Source organism: Micromonospora sp. NPDC051925 (assembly GCF_044548625.1).
GTDB lineage: Bacteria > Actinomycetota > Actinomycetes > Mycobacteriales > Micromonosporaceae > Micromonospora.
The window spans coordinates 13,373-35,721 of the sequence record NZ_JBIUCH010000034.1 but is presented as its reverse complement, the minus strand read 5'-3'; the positions used below and the strand labels follow the sequence as shown (position 1 = coordinate 35,721).

The 22,349-nt window shown below is 68.2% G+C and carries 17 protein-coding genes, 3 pseudogenes and 2 CRISPR repeat arrays; of the genes and pseudogenes, 18 read left to right on the top strand and 2 right to left on the bottom strand.

Annotated features, from left to right (window positions below; genetic code table 11):
• The first annotated feature begins 11 nt into the window (after window positions 1-11).
• The 14 genes and pseudogenes from ACIG87_RS30840 to cas2e all read left to right on the top strand — a co-directional run bounded on the left by ACIG87_RS30840 (window position 12) and on the right by cas2e (window position 16,089).
• Window positions 12-533 carry a hypothetical protein gene (locus ACIG87_RS30840; protein ID WP_396855137.1) on the top strand — a complete coding sequence of 174 codons (522 nt, stop codon included), beginning with the start codon at window positions 12-14 and terminating at the stop codon, window positions 531-533.
• 451 nt (window positions 534-984) lie between these two features.
• Window positions 985-1,593, top strand: a complete 609-nt coding sequence (locus ACIG87_RS30835) for a hypothetical protein (protein WP_396855136.1) — start codon at window positions 985-987, stop codon at window positions 1,591-1,593.
• The gene (locus ACIG87_RS30830; protein WP_396855135.1) at window positions 1,590-1,922 is read left to right on the top strand and encodes a hypothetical protein; all 333 of its coding nucleotides are present in this window, start codon (window positions 1,590-1,592) and stop codon (window positions 1,920-1,922) included. The genes ACIG87_RS30835 and ACIG87_RS30830 overlap by 4 nt, the downstream gene beginning before the upstream one ends.
• Window positions 1,915-2,829 carry a hypothetical protein gene (locus ACIG87_RS30825; protein ID WP_396855134.1) on the top strand — a complete coding sequence of 305 codons (915 nt, stop codon included), beginning with the start codon at window positions 1,915-1,917 and terminating at the stop codon, window positions 2,827-2,829. Before ACIG87_RS30830 ends, ACIG87_RS30825 begins: the two co-directional genes overlap by 8 nt.
• Window positions 2,830-3,217: 388 nt before the next feature.
• Window positions 3,218-4,129: pseudogene (locus ACIG87_RS30820) on the top strand (S1 family peptidase).
• Between the two features lie 194 nt (window positions 4,130-4,323).
• On the top strand, window positions 4,324-4,947 hold the full coding sequence (locus ACIG87_RS30815; protein WP_396855133.1) for a D-glycero-alpha-D-manno-heptose-1,7-bisphosphate 7-phosphatase: 624 nt from the start codon (window positions 4,324-4,326) through the stop codon (window positions 4,945-4,947).
• Window positions 4,948-4,980: 33 nt separating this feature from the next.
• A CRISPR array of direct repeats spans window positions 4,981-7,146; the repeat unit is 29 nt; unit sequence CGGAACACCCCCACGTGCGTGGGGAGGAC.
• 108 nt (window positions 7,147-7,254) lie between these two features.
• Window positions 7,255-10,038, top strand: coding sequence for a CRISPR-associated helicase Cas3' (gene cas3, locus ACIG87_RS30810; RefSeq protein WP_396855132.1), 2,784 nt, complete (start codon window positions 7,255-7,257; stop codon window positions 10,036-10,038).
• A gap of 92 nt (window positions 10,039-10,130) precedes the next feature.
• Window positions 10,131-11,621, top strand: coding sequence for a type I-E CRISPR-associated protein Cse1/CasA (casA, locus tag ACIG87_RS30805; RefSeq protein WP_396855131.1), 1,491 nt, complete (start codon window positions 10,131-10,133; stop codon window positions 11,619-11,621).
• Window positions 11,622-11,632: 11 nt separating this feature from the next.
• Entirely contained in the window at window positions 11,633-12,274 is a 642-nt protein-coding gene (gene casB / locus ACIG87_RS30800; RefSeq protein ID WP_396855149.1) for a type I-E CRISPR-associated protein Cse2/CasB, read from the top strand.
• Entirely contained in the window at window positions 12,271-13,413 is a 1,143-nt protein-coding gene (cas7e, locus tag ACIG87_RS30795) for a type I-E CRISPR-associated protein Cas7/Cse4/CasC (protein WP_396855130.1), read from the top strand. The genes casB and cas7e overlap by 4 nt, the downstream gene beginning before the upstream one ends.
• Window positions 13,410-14,168, top strand: a complete 759-nt coding sequence (cas5e, locus tag ACIG87_RS30790; RefSeq protein WP_396855129.1) for a type I-E CRISPR-associated protein Cas5/CasD — start codon at window positions 13,410-13,412, stop codon at window positions 14,166-14,168. Before cas7e ends, cas5e begins: the two co-directional genes overlap by 4 nt.
• A complete protein-coding gene (locus tag ACIG87_RS30785) occupies window positions 14,165-14,785 on the top strand; it encodes a type I-E CRISPR-associated protein Cas6/Cse3/CasE (protein ID WP_396855128.1) in 621 nt (206 codons plus the stop codon). The genes cas5e and ACIG87_RS30785 overlap by 4 nt, the downstream gene beginning before the upstream one ends.
• Window positions 14,782-15,744, top strand: coding sequence for a type I-E CRISPR-associated endonuclease Cas1e (gene cas1e, locus ACIG87_RS30780; protein ID WP_396855127.1), 963 nt, complete (start codon window positions 14,782-14,784; stop codon window positions 15,742-15,744). The genes ACIG87_RS30785 and cas1e overlap by 4 nt, the downstream gene beginning before the upstream one ends.
• Before the next feature lie 12 nt (window positions 15,745-15,756).
• Window positions 15,757-16,089: a type I-E CRISPR-associated endoribonuclease Cas2e gene (gene cas2e, locus ACIG87_RS30775; RefSeq protein ID WP_396855126.1), complete on the top strand. Its 333-nt coding sequence runs from the start codon at window positions 15,757-15,759 to the stop codon at window positions 16,087-16,089.
• Between the two features lie 18 nt (window positions 16,090-16,107).
• Window positions 16,108-17,295: a CRISPR direct-repeat array (repeat unit 29 nt; unit sequence GTCCTCCCCACGCACGTGGGGGTGTTCCG).
• A gap of 371 nt (window positions 17,296-17,666) precedes the next feature.
• Here the strand turns inward: cas2e and ACIG87_RS30770 are convergent.
• Window positions 17,667-18,188, bottom strand: a complete 522-nt coding sequence (locus ACIG87_RS30770) for a hypothetical protein (protein ID WP_396855125.1) — start codon at window positions 18,186-18,188, stop codon at window positions 17,667-17,669.
• Window positions 18,189-18,488: 300 nt separating this feature from the next.
• On the opposite strand from ACIG87_RS30770, the pseudogene ACIG87_RS30765 reads away from it, so the two are divergent.
• Window positions 18,489-18,919: pseudogene (locus ACIG87_RS30765) on the top strand (transposase family protein); the annotation flags it as partial.
• A 252-nt stretch (window positions 18,920-19,171) separates the two neighbouring features.
• On the opposite strand, the gene ACIG87_RS30760 reads toward ACIG87_RS30765, so the two are convergent.
• Entirely contained in the window at window positions 19,172-20,509 is a 1,338-nt protein-coding gene (locus ACIG87_RS30760; RefSeq protein ID WP_396855124.1) for a hypothetical protein, read from the bottom strand.
• 287 nt (window positions 20,510-20,796) lie between these two features.
• Here ACIG87_RS30760 and folE point away from each other — a divergent pair, with 287 nt between their 5' ends.
• The 3 genes and pseudogenes from folE to ACIG87_RS30745 form a co-directional block, all read left to right on the top strand.
• Window positions 20,797-21,435 carry a GTP cyclohydrolase I gene (gene folE / locus ACIG87_RS30755; RefSeq protein WP_396855123.1) on the top strand — a complete coding sequence of 213 codons (639 nt, stop codon included), beginning with the start codon at window positions 20,797-20,799 and terminating at the stop codon, window positions 21,433-21,435.
• On the top strand, window positions 21,432-22,172 hold the full coding sequence (gene queC / locus ACIG87_RS30750) for a 7-cyano-7-deazaguanine synthase QueC (protein WP_396855122.1): 741 nt from the start codon (window positions 21,432-21,434) through the stop codon (window positions 22,170-22,172). Before folE ends, queC begins: the two co-directional genes overlap by 4 nt.
• Window positions 22,172-22,330: pseudogene (locus ACIG87_RS30745) on the top strand (6-pyruvoyl trahydropterin synthase family protein); the annotation flags it as partial. The gene queC and the pseudogene ACIG87_RS30745, both read left to right, overlap by 1 nt.
• Between the last annotated feature and the right edge of the window lie 19 nt (window positions 22,331-22,349).

The window sequence follows — 22,349 nt, the reverse complement described above, 5'->3', positions numbered from 1 at the left end:
CACCCGCGACGGTGACCGCCAACAGCGTCACGGCCACCGTCGGCGGATTCGACCCTGCCCCGCAAGGCCATCGCCCGTTGGCCCGGCACCTGATGACCGTTCCCTACAACCTCCGCAGAGGAAGCGAGAAGTCCGTGAGCAACACCTCCGTTCGTGCCGTAGTAAGACCTGGCAGCACCATCTGGATCGCGCCAGCCGACTATCACGGCGGTACCGACGGCCTGACCGTCGTCGTCGACGAAGTCCCAGAGGATCTCGGCAAGCTGGAGTGGGTCGAAGTCTCGGTCCGCAGCCCCGGGGACAAGCCGTCCGCCTCCCGCAGGTTGCTCGTCCGCAGCGATGCTCTTCGCTCGCCCCGCTCTCCCAGCACCTCCACCGAGCTACCAAAGCGCGGGGAGGACTTCTTCCGTGGCATCGCGTCCTACCCACCCCCGCAACGGCGAACCCAGGGGCCGGTGGCCGAGCGACTGACCCGCATCCCCCGACACCCCGGGCGTCAGCGAGGGCATCCCGCTTCCACGTCGAGCCAATGACCGCACGGCAGCCGGCAAAATCCGACAGAAGGCATCAACCATGACCGCGGCCCGAGCCCCCTCCACCCGCGCCTTGATCTTCGCTCTCGTTCTCGCAGCCACCGTGCCCACCGCCTGGGTCGCCGTCCGACCTTCCACGCCGTCCGCCGACATGGCCGTGCGGCCGTCTGTCTCGCCGACGCCGACGAACGAGCCGCGTACGGCGCAAGATCGGCTGCGTCTCCTGGCCGACGCGATCACCCCGGTCGCGGCCGACGCCGAGCCCGGCCCGCACACCTACCTGCACATTCAGTCGTGGTCCCGAGCGACGACGCTCGTCAGCCGGTGGGACACCCGTCGCTGGAGCCAGCCGGCCGGGTCCGGTCGGGTCATCGAACGCCGGCTGCCCGACCGGGGAAACCTCACCCGGCTACCTGACGGCAGCGACCGGGATGCCCTCGCGGCGGCACCCGTGGTCTCCGACGAGACGTACAGACGCGGCGGCCTCGTGCGCCCCGGCTCCGAACCGATTCACGGCGACCGTGCTGGTCTGGAACAGCAACTCAGCACCATATCCCCGCCCGAGAACGGCCCCGACTCGATCATCGCCGGCGTGGTGAGTCTGAACAACGAGCACTACCTCGGCCACCACCAGCGCCAAGCGATCCTGCTGATCCTGGCCGACCTGCCCGGCATCACGATCGACACCACCGCCACCGACATCGCCGGCCGTACCGGAATCGCCGTGAGCCTCAACCGCGACGGGTCCACCAAGCGCCTGATCGTCCACCCGACGAGCGGGGAACTCCTCGCTTTCCAGGAGACCTTCAACGCCTGCCACCCGCCCCGAGGCGGCAAGCCATGCCCCCGGCCCGGACTGTTCGATTACCGGCTCTACCTCGAACGCAGCCGCACCGCACCGGCCGACGTATCAACCACAAACACAGCGCTGAACCCGGCACCGGGAAGCCGTCGACACCACCTCGCGGTGATGCGCGCCCCGGTATCCCTCAGTCTCCCCGCGTTCGTCGCGGCGATCCCTGCGACACGGTGCCGGAGGGGAACGAGAGAGAACCCATGAAGATCACCCTGTACCGGCCGATCGCCACCGGCGCGACCCTGCTCGGCCTGCTGGCCAGCGCCGTGCCAGCCTCGGCAGCACCGCACGATCAGCAGCCCTCGCCCGCGGAGGTCACGCCGTCCGTCGTCGGTGGACACGACGCCACCGAGGACTACCCGGGCATGGCGACGTTGCAATACAGCCGCAACGGACCTGATCGAGTCCGGGAGCCACGACGAACTCGTCTCCGCCACTGGGCGGTACGCCGAGCTGTTCGCGATGCAGGCCGCCGGCCGCGCGCGACCCGAACATGTCGCCGGCCGGCGACGCGCTGGGGCTCACATGGGTGACGAAACAACAGTCGAGTTGGTACTGAGTCCCCGCGACGAGGCCGTGCAGAGCGGGCTTTCCGACGCGCCGGGGTGGAGTGCCTTCGTCACCCAACTGCGGGACACTCTCCGGGAAGTCATGGTGGCAAACAGGGTCGACTCCCTAGAGGTAGACGAGTTGCTGGTGAGCCAACCCCTTCCCGATCGGTATTCGCATCTGCGCAACGGCGTGCAGGTAGGCCCGGGGAAAGCGATCGACCTCATCGTGGGCATGGTCGACGGCCGTGGGCCCTACTGCCGGTTGTCGAACGCCGAGGGGCTTCGGGTCGACGTCGGGTGGGACGGCGCCATGCACCTGTCCATGACGCAGGAGGCGGCCAGGAGCCTGACTGACCTCGCCGGGGGGCAGGTCCAGGTGGAGTGGCGTCGGGTGCGGCCGGAACCGCCGAACGATTCGCGGCCGGTGCGGGCCGCCGCTGACGAGGAGTTCTGGAACGCGGTGCGGTCGGCGGCGGAGGCCGAGTTGACGCTGCTGTGCGAGCGTTGGGCACACGGGGCCCACGGCAACACATGGTTCAGGGTGACACCGGATAACCTCACCCAGGTAGCCGGCTCCATCCGACCCAGGTCCCTCGTCTCCATTGTCGTGAACCCGGATCTGCGGCTCAAGGTGGAGATCATCGACGACGGCTTCGCCGCTTTCAAGGCCCCTCTCCGGCCCGGCGAGTTGGATTCCCGCTCCTATTTCGGTGGGGCGGACAGCCTCGATGAGGTGACGAGTCAGGGCTATTCGTTGATGCTCGGCGACTCGGTGCTCTCTCGCTGGTGCGCCGTGGTGCCCGACCCCGACGGTGAAGTGCGCGGCTCCTGGAAGGACCGCGAGGACAGTTGTGCCCTGGGTCCGCTGTCGATCGCGGCCTGGGCCTGAGGAGTTGAGGAAGGCGAGATCTCTCGCTGTAAGCGATCAGGGTGTGCCAGCCGTAGGGATCACACCGCGAACAGCGGAGTGGGTGTGAGGGGTCGGACTGCTGGCGGGCTCATCGGCGGAGCGAGCTTCGGTTTCCAGGAGACCTTCAACGCCTGCCCGGCCCGAGGCAAGCCATGCCCCCGGCCTGGCCTGTTTGACTACCGGCTCTACCTCGAACGCAGCCGCACCGCACCGGCCGACCTATCAACCGCAACACAGCGTTGAACCCGGCACCGGGAAGCCGTCGACACCACCTCGCGGTGATGCGCGCCCCGGTGACCCTCAGTCTCGCCGCGTTCGTCGCGGCGTCCCCTCCGGCACGGTGCCGGAGGGGACGAGAAAGGAACCCATGAAGATCACCCTGTACCGGCCGATCGCCGCAGGCGCGGCCGTGCTCGGCCTGCTGGCCAGCGCCGTGCCAGCCTCGGCAGCGCCGCACGATCAGCAGCCCTCGCCCGCGGAGGTCACGCCGTCCGTCGTCGGTGGACACGACGCCACCGAGGACTATCCGGGCATGGCGACGTTGCAGTACCGCCGCAACGGAGTGTTCGGGCATCAGTGTGGTGCGATCCCCGTCGAGGGCCGTCACGTCGTCACCAACGCGCACTGCGTGACCGAACCCGACTCCACCGCCGTCGACCCAGCGCTGTTGTAGGTCCGGATCGGCTCAACCGATCGGACCAGCGGCGGCGTGGTCGTCGGCATCGATCGGGTCCTCCCCCACGCCGAGTGGGACTGGGGCACCGGTACCGACCGGATCGCGGAAGTGGCCGTGCTGCGCCTGAACAACCGTGTCAACCTCAAGCCCTTCACCATCGCCCCTCGTGTCACCGACCGAGGTACGGTCACCCGCATCCTCGGCTGGGGATCGACCACGGCATCGGGCGAGGGACCGCTCCCGGTCACCCTCCAGGAGCTGGACACCACCATCACGGGCAAGACGGCGTGCACGGCAGCGGGCATCACCGCTGGTGAGATCTGCATCGCGAACGTCAACGGCACCAACGGTGTGTGCTACGGCGACAGCGGCGGCCCCGCCCTCCAACGGCTGACCCCACGCACGTGGGTCGTCATCGGCGGCGCGAGCCGCGAAACCGATCCCGTCTGCGGAACTGGCGCAACCGTCTACACCTCCCTGCCCTACTACGCGGGCTGGATCAACCGGGTGATCACCACCGGCAAGGTCCCGCCACGCACCACCCCCGCCGACAACACCCCCTCGGCAGCCACCCGATCGCTGCGCTGGAGCAGCGCGGCGTAAACACCTGCGGCCCGGCCCGCCCCGGCAACCCCTCGCCGGGGCGGGCTGGCAGCAGCGAACCTCGAACCCAGGAGGCAGACCGTGATCGACCCTCGTGATGTCCGTGTTCCACCGAACCGTTCCGACCGATGGCCGAGCACCGTCTCCAACCTGGAGCATGCCCCTGATGCCGCTGCGATGAGCGGAGGCTCGTCGTGATCGAGCTGGTCACCGCTGCCCTCCCCGAACGGGCCGAGTTCTTGGTGGTGCTCGATCGGGACGGTGTGATCAACGAGCACGTTCCCGACCCGGCGGGCGGTCTACCCGAAGGCCCGTTGGCACCGGAGCAGGTCCGGTTGTGCCCCGGCGCGGCGGACGCAGTGCGGGCAATCACCACATACGGTGGCGTGGTCGTCGTGGCATCAAACCAGCCCGGCGTCGGGATGGGTCAGGTGACCGTCCGGACCCTGACCCGTGTACACGCGGCCGTAGACCGGCAACTCGCTGCACACCGCGCCACCGTGCCGCGCTACCTCTACTGCCCGGACCACCCCGATGCCCCGCCCGCGCTCCTGCGGCAATGGTGCTACTGCCGCAAGCCGAGGCCGGCCATGCTACGCCGGGCGTCCCAGGTGACGGCCCGGCTCGGTGTCCGCTCCCGCTGGATGGTCGGCGACTCGGACACCGACATCCAGGCCGCCGACGCCGCCGGATTTCGGAGTGCGCTCGTGCTCAACCCCGACTCGGCACACCGCCGCCACGGAAGCGTGCACCCCACCACATCGGTCAAATCTCTCGCCGAAGCCATCGATCACATCCTCCGAGCCGAGGCACGGTAGGCGACACGGTAGGCGACACGGCAGGCATGTCGAGGGAACACCCCAATGTGCGTGGGGGAGGACCACCGCATCAAGACCACGTACGCGCACGGCGACGGAACACCCCCACCTGCGTAGGGAGGACGCGCCGAAACAACGCCCGAGGCGCAGCGTCAACGGAGTACCCCCACGTGCGTGGGAAGGAATCCTGCTCGGTGGCGTTCGGCTTGGTGGTGACCGGAACACCCCCACGTGCGTGGGGAGGACATCATGGAGGACCCGACCAGGGTCGCCGCACACCGGAACACCCCCACCTGTGTGGGGAGGACGCGGACGTGGCCACCTCGGGCATCGAGGACACCGGAACACCCCCACGTGCGTGGGGAGGACTGGGTGGCCGAGTACGGGTTGACCCCGGACGACGGAGCACCCCCACGTGCGTGGGGAGGACACCCTCCGCGCGGCCGCCGCGAAACGGCGCATCGGAACACCCCCACGTGCGTGGGGAGGACGCCCCCGGCGCGGGCGGCGGAGCCCCGGCATGCGGAACACCCCCACGTACGTGGGGAGGACGGCCCGTCCGGGGCGGGCGAGTACTTGTCGGACGGAACACCCCCACGTGCGTGGGGAGGACAAGCCCAGCACCGGGTTCGGCCCCGCCGGCCCCGGAACACCCCCACGTGCGTGGGGAGGACACCCGGAAGGTGGTGCTCGCCCGCTCACGAGTCGGAACACCCCCACGTGCGTGGGGAGGACAGGCCCTCGACCTGCTCGCCCGTGGTGGTCGACGGAACACCCCCACGTGCGTGGGGAGGACAACCCGCCGCCGCCGATGAGGGTCGGCAGGGCCGGAACACCCCCACGTGCGTGGGGAGGACGGCCCGGTTCCTGTTCAACCTCCGGCGTCGGGCGGAACACCCCCACGTGCGTGGGGAGGACCTGCTCGACAAGGGCGTACATGCGGTGATCACCGGAACACCCCCACGTGCGTGGGGAGGACAGGTTGCCTAACCGCTCGACCTCGCGCAGGGTCGTAACACCCCCACGTGCGTGGGGAGGACGCCACCCGCCACAGCGCCGACCAGGGGTTGTCCGGAACACCCCCACGTGCGTGGGGAGGACCACCACCGACGCGGAGCAGGCGGCAGGGTTGCCGGAACACCCCCACGTGCGTGGGGAGGACCCGTCCGGTACCGGCCGCACCGACTCTCGGGCCGGAACACCCCCACGTGCGTGGGGAGGACATCTCCATCGACCCCGCGCCCGAGCTGGTCGACGGAACACCCCCACGTGCGTGGGGAGGACGTGGTGACGAGGACGTCGACCGATCCGGCGGTCGGAACACCCCCACGTGCGTGGGGAGGACCCGGAGCTGTCGGAGAACAGCTGGGCGGCGAACGGAACACCCCCACGTGCGTGGGGAGGACATCACCGGCACCTGCAACTCCATCGCCAGCAACGGAACACCCCCACGTGCGTGGGGAGGACGGCGGCCTCGTCGGCGGCGGCCCGCTGGGCGGCGGAACACCCCCACGTGCGTGGGGAGGACGTCGACTGGTCCGACTTCGAGTACGAGCGCGGCGGAACACCCCCACGTGCGTGGGGAGGACGTCGACTGGTCCGACTTCGAGTACGAGCGCGGCGGAACACCCCCACGTGCGTGGGGAGGACTACATGGTGCTGCCGCCGGCTGTAGCAGACCACGGAACACCCCCACGTGCGTGGGGAGGACCGAACCGGTGGCAGCCGCACCAGGTGTTCAGCCGGAACACCCCCACGTGCGTGGGGAGGACTGGATCGAGGGCTACGCCTACCGCATCCACGCCGGAACACCCCCACGTGCGTGGGGAGGACGCAGCCTGAACAGAAACAACGCCCGGTCGGGCCGGAACACCCCCACGTGCGTGGGGAGGACGAGCAGCCGAGCGGGGCGCGGTGGGCTCACGGCGGAACACCCCCACGTGCGTGGGGAGGACCTCTGGGCGTCCCGCCGTCGTGCTGGGTTCTCCGGAACACCCCCACGTGCGTGGGGAGGACAGGTCACCGGGGCGGGTGATGACGTCGACCTGCGGAACACCCCCACGTGCGTGGGGAGGACCCGCCACCGCCACCACCGGGTCCGTGTTGGAGCGGAACACCCCCACGTGCGTGGGGAGGACCGGCTCAACGACTGGACGAAGTACGTCAACGCCGGAACACCCCCACGTGCGTGGGGAGGACACTTCGCGACCTGCGGGTTTATCGGGTCTGGGTGCAGTTTCTGGCGGGTCGGCTGGGAGTGTCGTATGGCTGTGGTTGCATGCGGTCGCCGTTGTTGTCGGGGGTGTGGTGGGGGGCATCGAGGTGAGTGTCGATCAGGTGCGTGTCGATGCGGGGCTTTGGGGGAAGTCTAGGGGTCTTCCGCTGGCGTATCCGCTGCTGTGGCACTTGATTGATGCGGCTGCGGTTGCTGGTGTGTTGTGGAGTCGGTACCTGGCTCCAAACCAGCGCAGGATCATCGCGGAGGGTCTGGCCGTCGATGAGGGGCATGCCCGGTTGTTGATCATGTTCTGGGCTGGGTTGCATGATGTCGGTAAGGCGAGTCCTGGTTTCCAGAAGCAGGACGGGCGTGCGTTCGCCGCGCTACGCCGTGGTGGCTCGTATGAGGATGTGTCTGGCGGCTGCTCGTTGGGGCATGACATCGCTGGTCAGTTGGCGCTGCCGGAGCTTCTGGGCGCTCTCGGGTATCCGCAGCTGGGTCGGCGTGCCAGTAGTCGTGTGGCGTATCGGGTGGCGCAGATCGCTGGTGGTCACCATGGGCGTTTCCAGCAGAGCAGCGGCCCTCACGGTGGTCGTCTGCAACTGGGTGGGGGTGCCTGGGCTGGGCAGCGTGAGGCCCTGGTGGGGGTGGTTTATGGCGCGGTGGGTTCGCCGCGGCCACCTGTGGCGGTGGATGCTGCGGCTTGTGTCCTGATCACGGGCGTGGTGATCTTGGCGGACTGGTTGGCCAGCCAGGAGCATTTCCTGCGTGAGCAGCTGTCGCGTGTGCCGCGGTCGATGTCGGTGGAGTCTGCTGCGGCGCATCTGTCGGCCTTGGCGGGACCGGCTGCGGCTCTGCTTGACGAGGCGGGGCTGGTGGCGCCGTCGTACCGTGCGGCTGGCTTCGAGGACCTGTTTCCGCATTCTCCGAACGCGCTGCAACGGTCGCTTATCGACGAGTTGTTGCCGGTGGTGGATGGTCCGGGGTTGTTGGTGGTGACGGCGGCGACGGGGGATGGGAAGACCGAAGCGGGGCTGGTGACGGCTTGTAGGTTGGCCGAGGTCTGCGGGGCGAGTGGCTTCTTCTTCGCTTTGCCGACGATGGCGACTTCCGACGAGATGTATCGCCGGGTCCGGAAGTTCGTTGTCAAGCTCGCCGACGGACCGGCTCCGGTGACGCTGTTGCACAGCATGTCGTGGCTGAACGCCGAGTATGAAGCACGGGCGGTTGCCGGGGTGGGTGAGCAGATCGGGGTGTTGTCGGACGGCCCGGCCGGGGATGTGGTGGCTCCGGATTGGTTGCGCGGCCGTAAGCGTGGGCTGTTGGCGCCGATGGCGGTCGGTACTGTCGATCAGGCGCTGCTGGCGGCCTTGACCACCAGGCACAATGCGTTGCGGTTGCTCGGCCTGTCCGGGAAGGTGTTCATCGTCGATGAGGCGCACGCCTACGACGAGTACATGACTGCTCTGTTGCGGCGGCTGATGGGCTGGCTGGGACGGTACGGATGTCCCGTGGTGTTGCTGTCGGCGACGTTGCCGTCGTCGCAGGCATCGGCTCTCGTGCGGGCCTATCAGGAGGGTGCCGGAGCGGAGCCGACCCGGGTGTCGGTGCCGTATCCGGGCTGGATGTTCGTGCCGGCCACGGACAAGGGTGCGGTCACGATCTCACCGGCGGCGCGCGAGCGGGTCGTGGCGGGCAGGAGGATGCGGTTTCAGCTCGACGTGCGTCCGGTCCGTCACCTGTCGGGACCGGAAGTCGACCCGATGGACCGTCGGACTGTTGTGCGGCAGGTGTTGGCGCCGCTGGTGCAGGGCGGTGGCTGCGCCGCGGTGGTGTGCAACACGGTCAACGATGCCCAGCAGACCTATCGCCTCGTTCGTGACTCGGCGCCGGCCGGGGTGGACGTGCTGTTACTGCATTCCCGGTTCCCGGCGCGTCGCCGGGAGGAGATCACCGCCGAGATCACTGGCAGGCTGGGCAGGGACGGTGACCGGTCGGTTCCGCTGATCGTGGTCGCGACCCAGGTCATCGAACAATCACTGGACCTAGATGCGGACCTGCTGGTGACGGATCTTGCGCCGATGGCGCAGCTGTTGCAGCGGGCGGGCCGGTGCCAGCGTCACCGTCGGACGAGGCCGTCGTGGGCTGAGCGGCCGCGGGTGGTGGTCCTCGACCCGAGAGGCGGCACATCCGGAGATGAGCACGTGCGCCCGAAAGCGTGGGGGGACGTGTATGCCCGCTATCTGCTGCGGGCAACGCACCTTCGCCTGGCGGGAATCGACACCATCGCCGTGCCGCAGTCGGTGCAGGAGCATGTGGAAGCGGTCTATGTGCCGGGATTGATCTGCGACGACCCTGTGCTGAGTGCGGAGTATGACGAGTACCGGGCTCAGGGGATGGCGGTGCGGGGAGCGGCCGAGCTGGGCGTCATTCCTGACCCGGCGGAGGTGGCCGACCTGGCGGTGTTGAGCCACAACGACACCCCGGAGTGGCAGGCGACCACACGTTTAGGAGCGGACTCCGACCGTGTCCTGTGCTGTTACCTCGACGCCGACGGCCAGCAGTGGTTGGACCCGAACCGGCACACGCCGCTGCCTCAGCGTGGCTCAGGCGCTGGCGGTCGGTTCCGGCAGAGTGAGGTAAGGGCGATCCTGCAAGAGACGATCCCGGTACGTGCGGACCTCTTGAAGGGATATGACCCGCCCCGGGAGTTACCGGCGAGCTGGGGTGACAACAGCTGGCTCAAGGACCTACGACCACTGTGGTTTCCCCTCAAGGCAGCCGGCCCGGAACCCGCCGTGTGGGGTGGCAGGACGGCCCGCCTTGACCACGAGCTCGGTCTTGAGGTGCTGTCGACTGGGGGAGCGTCGTAGCTCCGCTTCGGTCATCCATCCGACACGAGGCTTTGCGTCGAGCTGTGGGTTCGGCAGCCTCAGGCCGGCCTGTTCTCAGGGAGTGTCATTTCATGACGATATCGTTCGATTTAGTTGATCGGCCGTGGATACCGGTGGTGGCCGGAGGTGAGTCCGTGCGGGTCGGGCTCCGGGAGTTGTTCGTACGGGCGGTGGAGTTCGACGATCTGGTTCTGCCGGTGCCGCCGGCGGCGTCGGGGTTGTGGCGGATCCTGTATGCGATCACCGCCCGGGTGACCGGGCTGGACGCTGTGACTGGGCTGCGGTGGCGGGAGCGCCAGGAGCAGTTGCTGGATTGTGGGGCGTTCGTTGCGTCTGATGTGGACGCCTATTTCGCGAGGTATCAGGGGCGGTTCGACTTGTTCGATCCTATCCGTCCGTGGATGCAGGATCCTCGGTTGGCGGTGGAGTGTCCCAAGTCGTCGGGGGTGAACAAGCTGGTGTTCGACCGGCCGGCCGGCAACACGCAGGTGTGGTTCGGTCACCACACGGATGCTGGTGCGGTGGCTGTGGCGGCCGGTGAGGCGGCCTGGTATCTGATTGCGCAGTTGTATTACGGCGCGTCGGGTCGGTGTAGCAGCCGTGAGGTGGGCGGGCAGAAGTTCGCCAACAGCAACGCCGGCCCGTTGCGGGGCGCCATGTCGTACCACCCGCTGGGGGAGAATCTGTTCGAGTCGCTGGTCGTGGGCGTTCCGCGGCGGGCGTCGGGGCAGGACGAGGGACCTGACCTGTGTCCCTGGGAGCGCGATGAGCTGCCGGATCCGCTGGGCGTGCCGTGGTCGGCGTCGGGGCCGTGTGGTGCGTTGACCGGCCGGGCCCGGCATGCGGTGCTGTTGGTTCCCGACGCGACGGGTGAGGCCGTGACCGACGCCTACGTCACGTGGGCGTGGCGGCTTCCTAGCCCGGAGCAGGTCGACCCGTACGTGGTGCGTCGGCAGAACAAGGAGGGCGGCTGGTACCAGCTTCCGGCCGACGGTTCCCGTGCTCTGTGGCGTGATGTGGATGCCCTGTTGGGTGGTAACACGGAGGTCACGGCCCACCGTCCGGACATCATGATCGCTGCGGTCGACCTTGAGTTGGGTGGTCGGGTGCGGGCGTACGGGTTCGACCAGGACGGGCAGGCCAAGGACCGGCAGTGGTTCACCGCGGTGACCCCCCCGGTGCTGGGTTGGCTGCGGGAACGCGATCCGGTGACGGCTAACGGGGTGGCACTGCTGACCCGGTCGGCCGAGAGGACCGGTCGACGGATGGGTGCGGCGTTGCGGCAGGCGTGGCGGGACGTGGCGAACGTCAGGGACCGGGATGGTCCGTGGGCGCGGGCGGGTGAGGCGTACTACTGGGCGCGCGCGGAGGCGGTGTTCTGGGAGTGCGTCCGCGAGGGCCAGTTCACCGAGGGCGGCCGGGCCTTCGCGCGGCTCGGGCATGAGGCTATCGACTACGCCGCGGACGGGGAGGCCAGCCCGCCTCGGATGGTCCGGGCCGTGCAGACGGCGCACCGGTTGCTGTCCGCTCCCACTCCGGCGAAGAAGGGATCTACCCCGTGACGTCTGCGGATATCGCACAGAGGCATTCCGACTGGTTCGTCGGGCGGGTCGCCGAGCAGTGTCGGCGTGATCGCGGCCGGCGGGCGGCTCTGCGTCGCGGCCTGCGTCGTCCTCCTGAGCAGGCGTACACGATGCATGCCGTCGTGGCGCCAATGCTCCCGGCTGAGGTGTCCAGGGATCGCGAGTACGCCTACTACGCCGTGGCGGCGATGATCGCGGCGGCCACCCGTGACCGGCCGGACGCCGGCACGAGCGACGAGGCGCCCGAAGAGGCGGCGGTCGAGGACACGACCGGGCCGGGCGCCGACGGTGAGCCGACCGCCCGGCCCAACCTGGGGGCATCCCTGGCTTGGGCGGTATGCCGACCGGGCAAGGGCCGCCGGGCGATGAACCGGGCCACTGCGGAGAAGCGGCTTCACCTGCTGGTCCGGCAGGGCTACCCGGGCGTGTACCAGCAGCTTGCCGGGGTCGTGCGGCATCTGGGCGCCGTGGAGGTCCCGGTGAGCTGGGGACAACTTCTCGACGATCTCTGCCAGTGGCGGCACCGGCGCGACCGGGTCGCCAAACAGTGGCTCCAGTCGTACTACCGCATCCTGCACGACGCCGACCGCCGTGCCGAGAAGCACCACCAGAACCTGGAGGAATCCGCATGACCGCCCGTTACGTCGAGATTCACCTGCTGCAGACGATCCCGTACGCCAATCTCAACCGCGACGACCTGGGCTCACCCAAGTCGGTACGTTTCGGTTACGCCGACCGTACCCGCGTGTCCAGCCAATGCTGGAAACGCGCTGTGCGGCAGGAGGTCGAAACCTCTACCGGTGACACGGCCAAGCGCACCCGGCGGCTTCCCCAGGCCATCCAGGGCCGCCTGACCCACCGGGGATGGGAGTCCGAGCTGGCGACCTACGCGGCGGCGCAGGTCATGGCCACGCTCGCCACGATCGCGGGTAGAGCCGACGGTTTCAAGGTCGACAAGGAGACCGGCGAGGCGCAGGTGCTGTTCTACCTTCCCGAGCGGGCCTTCGACGAACTGGCCGACCTCTGCGTCGTGCAGCGTGAGCGGCTCATCGGTCTGCGGTCGGGAACCGTCAAGCTCAAGAAGGGCGAGGCGCCGCTGCCGGCCGACGGCGTACGCGAGGTGATGGGTCGACGCAACGACGTGATCAACCTGTTCGGGCGGATGCTGGCCGAGTTGCCCGGCACCAACGTCGACGGCGCGGTCCAGGTCGCCCACGCCTTCACCACCCACGCCACCGACCCGCAGGTCGACTTCTTCACCGCCGTCGACGACCTCAAGGCCGACGCCGACCAGACCGGCAGCGGACACATGAACAGCGCCGAGTTCAGCACCGGCACGTTCTACCGGTACGCCAGCGTCAACCTCGACGACCTGAGCAACAACCTCGGCGACCCCGCCACCGCGGTCGAGCTCACCACCGCGTTCCTGTCGGCGTTCATCACCGCCATGCCGCAGGCCAAGAAGAACTCCACCGCACCCTTCACCGTCCCCGACCTGGCCTACGTCACGGTCCGCGCCGACCGGCCGGTCTCCCTGGCCAGCGCCTTCGAAACCCCGGTACGCGCACCCTTGGACAGCGGCTACGCCGAACCCTCGCGGCAGCGGCTCGCCGACTACGCCGGCCGGATCCACCGGCTCCTCGGCGACCGGGGCCTCATCTTCCACGGGCACGCCACGATCGACGACAAGGGCCTGGAGCAACTCGGTGACGCGTGCCAGAGCTTCGACAGCCTGATCGCCGCAGCCGTCGACCACGTGAGGACGCGGTGACCGGTCTGTTGCTGCGGCTGGCCGGGCCGATGCAGTCCTGGGGGGACCACAGCACCTTCAGCGTCCGGGACACCGCCACGGTTCCGACCCGATCGGCGATGATCGGCCTCATCGCCGCGGCCCTGGGACGACGTCGCGGCGAGTCCCTCCACGATTTCGCCGCGATGGGCTTCACGGTCCGCGTCGACCGGCCCGGCACGCTCATGTACGACTTCCACACCGTCGGCGGCGGCCTCCCCGCCGACCGGACCGTGCCGACCGCCGAGGGCAAACGACGCCCATCCGGCGCCGCGACGATCGTCTCACGCCGGTTCTACCTGGCGGATGCGGTGTTCACCGTGGCCGTCACCGGACCCGACGACCTCATCCTGCGAGCGCACGAGGCGTTGACCACGCCCGTCTGGGCCCCCTACCTCGGACGCCGATCCTGCCCGGTGGAGCACCCCTTCCTGCTGACCGGCCCGACCAGCGACACGGTCGACCACCTGGACCACCTCCCGCTGCACCGGCGTCGCCCCGCCGGCGAGAACGCCACGGTCACGGTCGACTTCGTGACCGAGGCACCCGGCGACGACGGCGCCGCACACCGGATGACCCTCAACGACGTACCCGTGGACCTGCACCCGAACCGGCGGCGCTACCTCACCCGCCACGTCCACGTCACCACCCGTACCCTGCCGGCCGACCTGTGCGCCGGCACCGGAACCGACTACCTGGACGCCCTCGACAAGTACCTGCAAGGAGCCGGAACGTGACCGCCTGGCTGACCCGGATCTCACCCGACCTCCGACACCCGGCGGCACGACGCGACCTACGCGACATCACCGCCGTGCACCGCCGGGTGATGTCACTGCTCCCCGACGACCTGGGCGAACAACCACGCCACCAGGCAGGCGTGCTGTTCCGACTCGACCACACCACCACCGGCCCTGCACTGCTGATCCAAACCACCATGCCCCCCGACCCCAGCCGGCTGCCCGACGGCTACGGCACCGTCCAGACCCGCGACATTCTTCCGCTACTCACCGCCCTGACCAGCGGGATGACCGTGCACTACCGCATCGCCGCCAACGCCTCCAAACGCGCCTGGAAAGGCGACAACGCCGGCAAGGTCGTCGCCCTCTCCGGCCCACACGCCGAACAATGGTGGCAACGCAAAGCCGACGCCAGCGGCCTGCGCCTCCGCCACCTGCACACCCAGCCACAACCCGCCGCGATCGGACGCGTCACCCCCGTACGCCACGCCATCACCCTCTTCGAAGGCCAAGCGGTGATCAACGACCCGGACCAGGCACGCACCGCCATCCTGTCCGGGATCGGCCGCGGACGATCCTTCGGCTGCGGCCTACTCAGCCTCGCTCCCGCCCGATGACATCCCCCGCACGACGGCGACTCGCCGCCCCCACCCTGGCCATGCTCCCCCGCATAGCGGACTCACTCAGCTTCCTCTACGCCGACATCGTCCGCATTGTCCAAGACGACACCGGAGTCCTCGCCCAAGTCGACACCCCCAAAGGCACCGAACGCGTCTACCTCCCCACCGCCGCCATCAACTGCCTCCTCCTCGGCCCCGGCACCTCCATCACCCACCGCGCCATGTCCACCCTCGCCCGACACGGCACCACCATCGTCTGCGTCGGCTCCGGCGCCGTACGCTGCTACGCCGGCATCACCCCCACCTCCCTCACCACCACCTGGCTGGAAAAGCAGGTCCGCTGCTGGGCCGACGACGACAAGCGACTCCAGGTCGCCACCCGCATGTACGAACGCCGCTTCGGAGAACCCGTCCCCGACGGCACCACCCTGGCACAACTCCGCGGCATGGAAGGCCAGCGGATGAAAACCCTCTACCGACTCCTGGCGCAGAAATACCGCACCGGCAAATTCCGCCGCAACTACGACCCCGACGCCTGGGACACCCAAGACCCCGTCAACCTGGCCCTATCATCAGCCAGCGCCTGCCTCTACGGAGTGGTCCACGCGGTGATCCTGGCCCTCGGCTGCTCACCAGCCCTCGGCTTCGTCCACACCGGCACACAACACGCCTTCGTCTACGACGTCGCCGACCTCTACAAAGCGAAAGTCACCGCGCCACTCGCCTTCTCCATGAGCACCTCCGCACAACCCGAACGCGACGTCCGACGCAAACTCCGCGAAGAGTTCCGCCTACTGAAACTCATGCCCACCATCGTCACCGACATCCAACACCTGCTCGACCCTGACAGCACACCCCAGCAACGCCAACCCGCAGCCGAGATCACCTCCCTGTGGGACCCCGACACCGGCACCATGCCCTCCGGCATCAACTACAGCTCAGACTCCTGGGACTGAACCATGGCCTCAATGGTCGTCCTCACCACCACCGCCGTACCCGACCACCTACGAGGCGCACTCAGCCGCTGGATGATCGAAGTCACGCCCGGCACGTTCGTCGGCACCCTCTCAGCGAAAGTCCGCGACGAACTCTGGAACGCCGCGAGCGCCGTCGTCGGCGACGGCGCCGCCGTCCTCATCCACCCCGACAACACCGAACAAGGCTTCACCCTGCGCACCGCAGGCCAACGCCGACGACGCCCCATCGACTTCGACGGACTCACCCTCGTAGCCATGAGCCCCCTCGAACCCCAAGAGCCCGACACCACAACCCCCGAGAGAATCTGGCCAGACGGCTGGTAAACCCGCAGGTCGCGAAGTGTCCTCCCCACGCACGTGGGGGTGTTCCGGGTTTCCGCTCCGCTCTAACCCTGAATCCCTTGTCCTCCCCACGCACGTGGGGGTGTTCCGATGGCGGCGAACGCGGCGGCGGTCATGATGGGGTCCTCCCCACGCACGTGGGGGTGTTCCGCTCCACGGGCCACCCTCGTCGCCCTGGGCGGCGTCCTCCCCACGCACGTGGGGGTGTTCCGACTGCGGGCACCCAGATGCTCCCCTGGGGAGCGTCCTCCCCACGCACGTGGGGGTGTTCCGATGCTGGTGTCGGTCCACCAGACGCTGCGCCGGTCCTCCCCACGCACGTGGGGGTGTTCCGTTGCCCGACCCTGACAGCCGTGCGATGGCGGTGTCCTCCCCACGCACGTGGGGGTGTTCCGGTGCCCGACGTGCCAGTGCCCGGCGACCAGGTGTCCTCCCCACGCACGTGGGGGTGTTCCCCCCTGACCAGCGCGGACGCCGATCAGGGGCGCGTCCTCCCCACGCACGTGGGGGTGTTCCGACCGGCATCCCCCTGACGGGGTCGGTGAGCTAGTCCTCCCCACGCACGTGGGGGTGTTCCGGTCCGTGAATTGTTTCGACAACTGCCGGGAATGTCCTCCCCACGCACGTGGGGGTGTTCCGCCTGTCGGGTGGTTCAGGGTGTCGCGCGTGACGTCCTCCCCACGCACGTGGGGGTGTTCCGGCGGCCGACAACCGCAGCCCGGCGGAGCAGCAGTCCTCCCCACGCACGTGGGGGTGTTCCGCACGATGTCGATCTCGCCGCCACTGGCGTCCCGTCCTCCCCACGCACGTGGGGGTGTTCCGACGTGGGCGGGTCGGGCAGGGGCGGCGGGGCAGTCCTCCCCACGCACGTGGGGGTGTTCCGCCCAGCTCTTCGAGGTCGTCGCGGCCGGACCAGTCCTCCCCACGCACGTGGGGGTGTTCCGCCCATCGGGATCTGCACCAGGCCCAGGTCGATGTCTTCCCCACGCACGTGGGGGTGTTCCGTGGTGGATCGACCAAGCCCGGGAGATGTGACCGTCCTCCCCACGCACGTGGGGGTGTTCCGGCCACCGGGCGTAACGGCGCTGTCCGCATCCCGTCCTCCCCATGCACGTGGGGGTGTTCCGGTCACCACCAAGCCGAACGCCACCGAGCAGGAGTCCTTCCCACGCACGTGGGGGTGTTCCGAACCTGGACCGGGCGGAGTCGGATGCTGCCAGGTCCTCCCCACGCACGTCTCCTCTGTTTCGGTTGGGCGTGTTTTCCGTTCTATGCCACCAATGTTGTCGGCAGCGGTCCGCTGGTGTGCGGCGGGACCGGGCGGGCTGTTCGGTCGAGGGCCCGTGATGCGGGCGTGCGGTGCGGGTCGACCCTTCCGTGTTGTCCGCGCGGCGAGCGTCGGTCGGAAGGGAATTGCCCAGCCGTTGCCGCTGTGAAGCGGCGGGTAGCGGGGCGTATCAGCTCACCGCCTGGCACGCGCATTGGCGGATCAGCCGACGTCGGCATGTACGGGGGGCAAGCTTCGCGGCCCGCTTGGCTGACCACGATCGTGTTCGAGGTCAGCCTCTGCGTAGGGCTTGCGCGATCTGCCGCGCCGCCTTGGGAGCGACGACCGTCACGGCCACAGCAGCTGCGGTGATGGCGACTCCGCCGATAACCACCATCTTGTTGGACAGCTTGTCGGAGAGCGAGCTGAGCAGGTTCCTGCTCTCGGTGTCCTTTGCGCCTTCCATCTGCACAAGCTGCATCAGAAGGTCGAGCACATGCCGCTGCTGCGCCCATTCCAGATCTTGCATGAGCACAACTCGGAAGATGTCCCGAGTGTCCTGGCAGGCGCGGTGGAACCGCTCCTGACTTTGGCTGTTGGCCCCGAGCGTTGCGTGGTGATGCCGTTCCAGAACGTCGAGCGCGTCAGTGGCAAGTTCCCTGAAGTTGTCCATTCCCCCGACGCGCCGGCGTACCACGTCGATGTCCGCGTCCTGCATCGTGGACGCAATGTGCAGCAGTTCGTTGCCCTCGTACGGGTTCGCTCCGGGACCGGGGACTGCCGCCTTGACTCTCTCTTCGTCCTCTTCGCCCACGCAGCTTCCCCGATCTAACAGACAGCACCGATTCAACAACAGTGCGCGAGCTAGGTGATCTGGCTCCTCGCAGGACAGAGTGTACGTAGAGCAAACCAGGCCACACGAAGCGAGACCGCCCGTACGGGTCCGCGATCGTGGAGTTTAGCGTTGCTATCCGCCCGTCGAGGAAGGCCGCCGCGCCGTCGGCCGGCAGCGGCGTGACCGTCGCGGCCCTGGCGATGGAAGCGGAGATGCGGGCATGACGCTCTGGGCTCTTACCCGGCTCGCCGGGCTCTTGGTCGCCGCCGGGTGCCGACACCCGGAGTAGACCTCTGGTGGTCCGGCAAGCACGACAACCACGGCGGGAACGTGCAGGTCATCACCGCACCGGACGGCTGGCCGCTGTGGACCTCACCCGTATGTCCCGGCCGGGAGCACGACACCACCGCACTGAGCCGCCACAACATCCTGCCTCTGCTGGCGGCCTGGACCGACGCTGATCTACGTGTGCTCGGGGATCTGGGCTACGAAGGCGAGCAGAGCATCATCACCGTCGCGTTCAAGGAACCGAAAAAGACGGGCCTGCACCCCCCCGTCGAGCAGCAGTTCAACCGAGCCCACAAGTGGTCCGGGCAATCGGCGAGCGCGGAAACCCGCTACTCAAGACCACCTCCAAGGCCCTACGCAACGTCAGCCTCTGCCGATGGACCATCGGCCGGATCACCGCCGCAGCCCCCGTGATCCTGCACCCACACTCGGCATTGCTGTCTTCGCCAGCGTGCACCCGGACCCCGAGATGCGCCAGGACTCCCGAGCCATGGTTGATCGACTGCGGCCCCTCGTGCCTCTTCTTTCGTTCTTCGGCCAACACGGATGCCCCCGCCGATCCGATCGTGGGGGATTGCCCTCCAGTTGGTCTATACCCATCTCCTCGACGTTCAGTGCCCGTGACCGCTCGAACGGGGTGACGGAGGATTCCAACGCGAGGTGGCGGCGTATGCCTAAGAATTTGTTCCCCGTCGCGTGTGCTTGTGACCCTCAAGATAGGCGGCAACGACTGGTACGCCTTGGTGCGGTGTGAGTCGTTCGGCAAGCTCGTCAAGCCGTTGATCGAGTCGCTGCGATTTAATCCCGGGGGCGATCTGCTGGATCGGCCCCGCTGTTTCGACGGCCCCATCCAGGTTGCCGCGCTCCGCTTGAACAGAGGCGTGTAGTACGGAGTGAAGGGCACGGGTGCGAATGTTGGTGACAGGGAGGTTCAGAGCGCCTGTTGCATAGGTTTCGGCAGTCTTGAAGTCGCCCAAGTCGCGTAGGGCGTGCATGACACTTCCGTGAAAATGGGCTGGCGTGAACACGCCAAGCCAGTCGGGGTCGGTGGCGGGGTTGGAGCGGTCCATGGCTCTATCCGCAGCGATGAGGGCGCGGTGGGTTTCGTGCACGTCGCCGATCAACGCATGAGCGCGGGCCTCGGTGGTGATAATTCGGGCGGTAAGGGTAGGCGTGATCGCCCGGCCACCGGTGTTTCGAGCAGCACGGGCAAGACGGACAGAGGTTCGAGCCTGGCCGACGAAGAGGGCCTGGGTGGCGAGGTTGCCGAGCACATACGCCCCGTAAGCCGAGTCTCCCGCGTGTTTTGCTAAGGCTGTTGCCTGCGTGTAGCACCGCTGGGCGAGTCCCTGGTGGCCGGCGTCCATTGCCATCCATCCGGCCATGTCGGTAAGGGTGGCTGCCACAACGAACAGGTCCGCACCGACCGCATTGGTGTATCGGCCGCGGAGCAGCGGCGCGACCTCCGTGTCGAGGTACTGCGTCAGCCATGGCAGCGCGTATCCGCCCCCATGGAGGTGATCCAGCCGGCCGAAGTCCTCCCGAACCTCATACAGCCTTTCGACATCAGCAGTGGTAACGGTGCGCGTCCCCGTCTCACGATGCACCGATCCCTCGGCTGGAACGTCGCGCCAGTCTAGCGCCGCCTCGACGGCCAGCGCGCTGACGAAGATGTCTTGCAGGAAGGTGCGGCGCTCCACGCTGGCTCTCCAGAGTTCGGTGACCGTCTCGACGCTGTTGGCGGGGCTTGTTGGTATGGCGAGAGTGCGTCGGATCATGTCGCCGTGATCGAAGCCGAGATCGCGTGTGGTGACCGACCTGTTTAGTATCCGGGAGAAGACCGTGGCGAGCACGGCGGGAGCTGGTGGTTCGGGGACTGATCCGCGGACCCAGCGGCCGATTGATCGGTAGTCGTAGGCGAACCGCATGCCGTGCTCAGTCCAGCCGATGTGCACGACTTGGCGGGCGAGGGCCGCGTGGGAGCGTCCCGACTCGGCGATGAGCGCGGTCAACGCGTGGTTCGTATGCCGGACCACCTTCGCTCCAGCCCTCCGGATCGGTTGAAACCTCGGATCAGAGTATGCCGGTCAGGTCTCTCAACGTAGGTCCGTCGATGCGCGCACACGGGGGTTGCACCCCCGGTACTTGCGGCACCGGGATGCGACAGGCACACACGTTCATGCCAACGGCAGAAGAGCCCACCCTGGGGTCAAGACGGCTCGCCGACCGCCCCTCGCGGTTCGTTACGGGCGGGCCGTGGTTGCGCCCCGCACGCGAGGCACCCTCAGGGGAGGTCAGGATGCAGGCTGGAACACAGGTAATCGCCCGATCGATCGTGGGTGACCATGATGATCAGAGCGAGGATCGGTCACGTCGACCGGTAGATCGGCAGGCCGCAGAGACGGCCGTCGCCGCGTTGCTCACTGCACTCGGCGTTCAACCGGGCAGCGAGGTCGCTTTGAACACGCCGCGCAGAGTAGCGGCGGCGTTCGAGGAGATGCTGACGGCACCAAAGTTCAACCCGACGACCTTTGCGGTCGATCAGGTGCAGCAGGACCTGGTGTTGGCGCGCAACGTGCCCTTCAGATCGGTATGCGCCCACCACCTGCTGCCGTTCGTCGGTATGGCTCAGGTTGGGTACCTGCCGGGCAGCCGGATTCTCGGCCTGTCGAAGTTCGCCCGGGTGGTGGACATGTTCGCGCGTGGGTTGCAGGTTCAGGAGGAACTGACGCGACAGGTCGCCGACTGGGTGGACGCCGAGCTGGGAGCCCGAGGCGCGGCCGTCGTGATTACTGCCGAACACCTGTGCATGACTGCGCGGGGGGTTCGCGCAGCCGGCACCTCGGCGTCCACAGTGGCGTGGCGCGGGGCGTTTCGTCATGATGCCGCAGCTCGTGCCGAGTTCCTGGCCGCCATCCAGACGGGTACTCCGGCATGACACCCGAACTGACGAGGTCTGAGGAATCCGTGCTGGACCTGGCGGTGGTTCCGCGCCGGGCCGTCCTCTCAGTCAGCGGTGGCCTCGACAGCACGGTGATGGCCTATCTCCTGCACTCTCGGGGATCAGAACTAGTGATCTTGTCGGTCGACTACGGACAGCGGCACGTACGTGAGTTGGAGTCGGCGACCGCGACCGCGCTGGCGCTGGGTGCGCGCCAGCACCGGATCGACCTGCGTGGGATCGGCGCGCTCCTGGCAGGGTCCGCTCTGACCGATGAGCAGGTGGCAGTTCCGGATGGGCACTACACCGACGAGTCGATGAGGGCGACAGTTGTCCCCAACCGCAACGCGCTGCTGCTCGACCTGGCGGTGGGTGTGGCCGTATCGGTGGAAGCCGACGCTGTGGTCTTCGGCGTCCACGCCGGTGACCACACCGTCTACCCGGATTGCCGGCCGGACTTCGTGCGGGCCTACTCGGCAATGGCGCTGGTGGCGAACGAGGGGTTCCTGCCGGACGGGTTTCGGGTCATGGCTCCGTTCCTCCACGCCACCAAGACGCAGATCGTCTCCCTGGGTGCCGAGCTGGGTGTGCCGCTTGAGCGCACATGGTCGTGCTACCGGGGCGGAAAGCTGCACTGCGGTGTCTGCGGGACCTGCGTCGAGCGACGCGAGGCGTTCGTGCTGGCCGGAGTCGTCGATCCGACGGAGTATGCCGTCGCCGGGCAGGAGGGCTGATGTACCGGATTGGGAAGACGTTCGCCTTCGAGGCGGCGCACCGGTTGCCGTTGCCGAGTACGCACAAGTGCTCTCGTCTGCATGGGCACTCGTACCAGGTCGAGGTGGTGCTGAGCGCGCAGACGCTGGTCGAGCCGGGGTTCGTGGTCGACTTCGCCGAGTTGGCCCCGCTGAGAG

Excerpts from the sequence above, each read along its gene's own strand:
- ACIG87_RS30830 (WP_396855135.1), top strand. The coding sequence starts at position 1,590 with ATGAAGATCACCCTGTACCGGCCGATCGCCACCGGCGCGACCCTGCTC.
- ACIG87_RS30825 (WP_396855134.1), top strand. The coding sequence starts at position 1,915 with ATGGGTGACGAAACAACAGTCGAGTTGGTACTGAGTCCCCGCGACGAG.
- casA (WP_396855131.1), top strand. The coding sequence starts at position 10,131 with ATGACGATATCGTTCGATTTAGTTGATCGGCCGTGGATACCGGTGGTG.
- cas7e (WP_396855130.1), top strand. The coding sequence starts at position 12,271 with ATGACCGCCCGTTACGTCGAGATTCACCTGCTGCAGACGATCCCGTAC.
- cas1e (WP_396855127.1), top strand. The coding sequence starts at position 14,782 with ATGACATCCCCCGCACGACGGCGACTCGCCGCCCCCACCCTGGCCATG.
- cas2e (WP_396855126.1), top strand. The coding sequence starts at position 15,757 with ATGGTCGTCCTCACCACCACCGCCGTACCCGACCACCTACGAGGCGCA.
- folE (WP_396855123.1), top strand. The coding sequence starts at position 20,797 with ATGCAGGCTGGAACACAGGTAATCGCCCGATCGATCGTGGGTGACCAT.
- queC (WP_396855122.1), top strand. The coding sequence starts at position 21,432 with ATGACACCCGAACTGACGAGGTCTGAGGAATCCGTGCTGGACCTGGCG.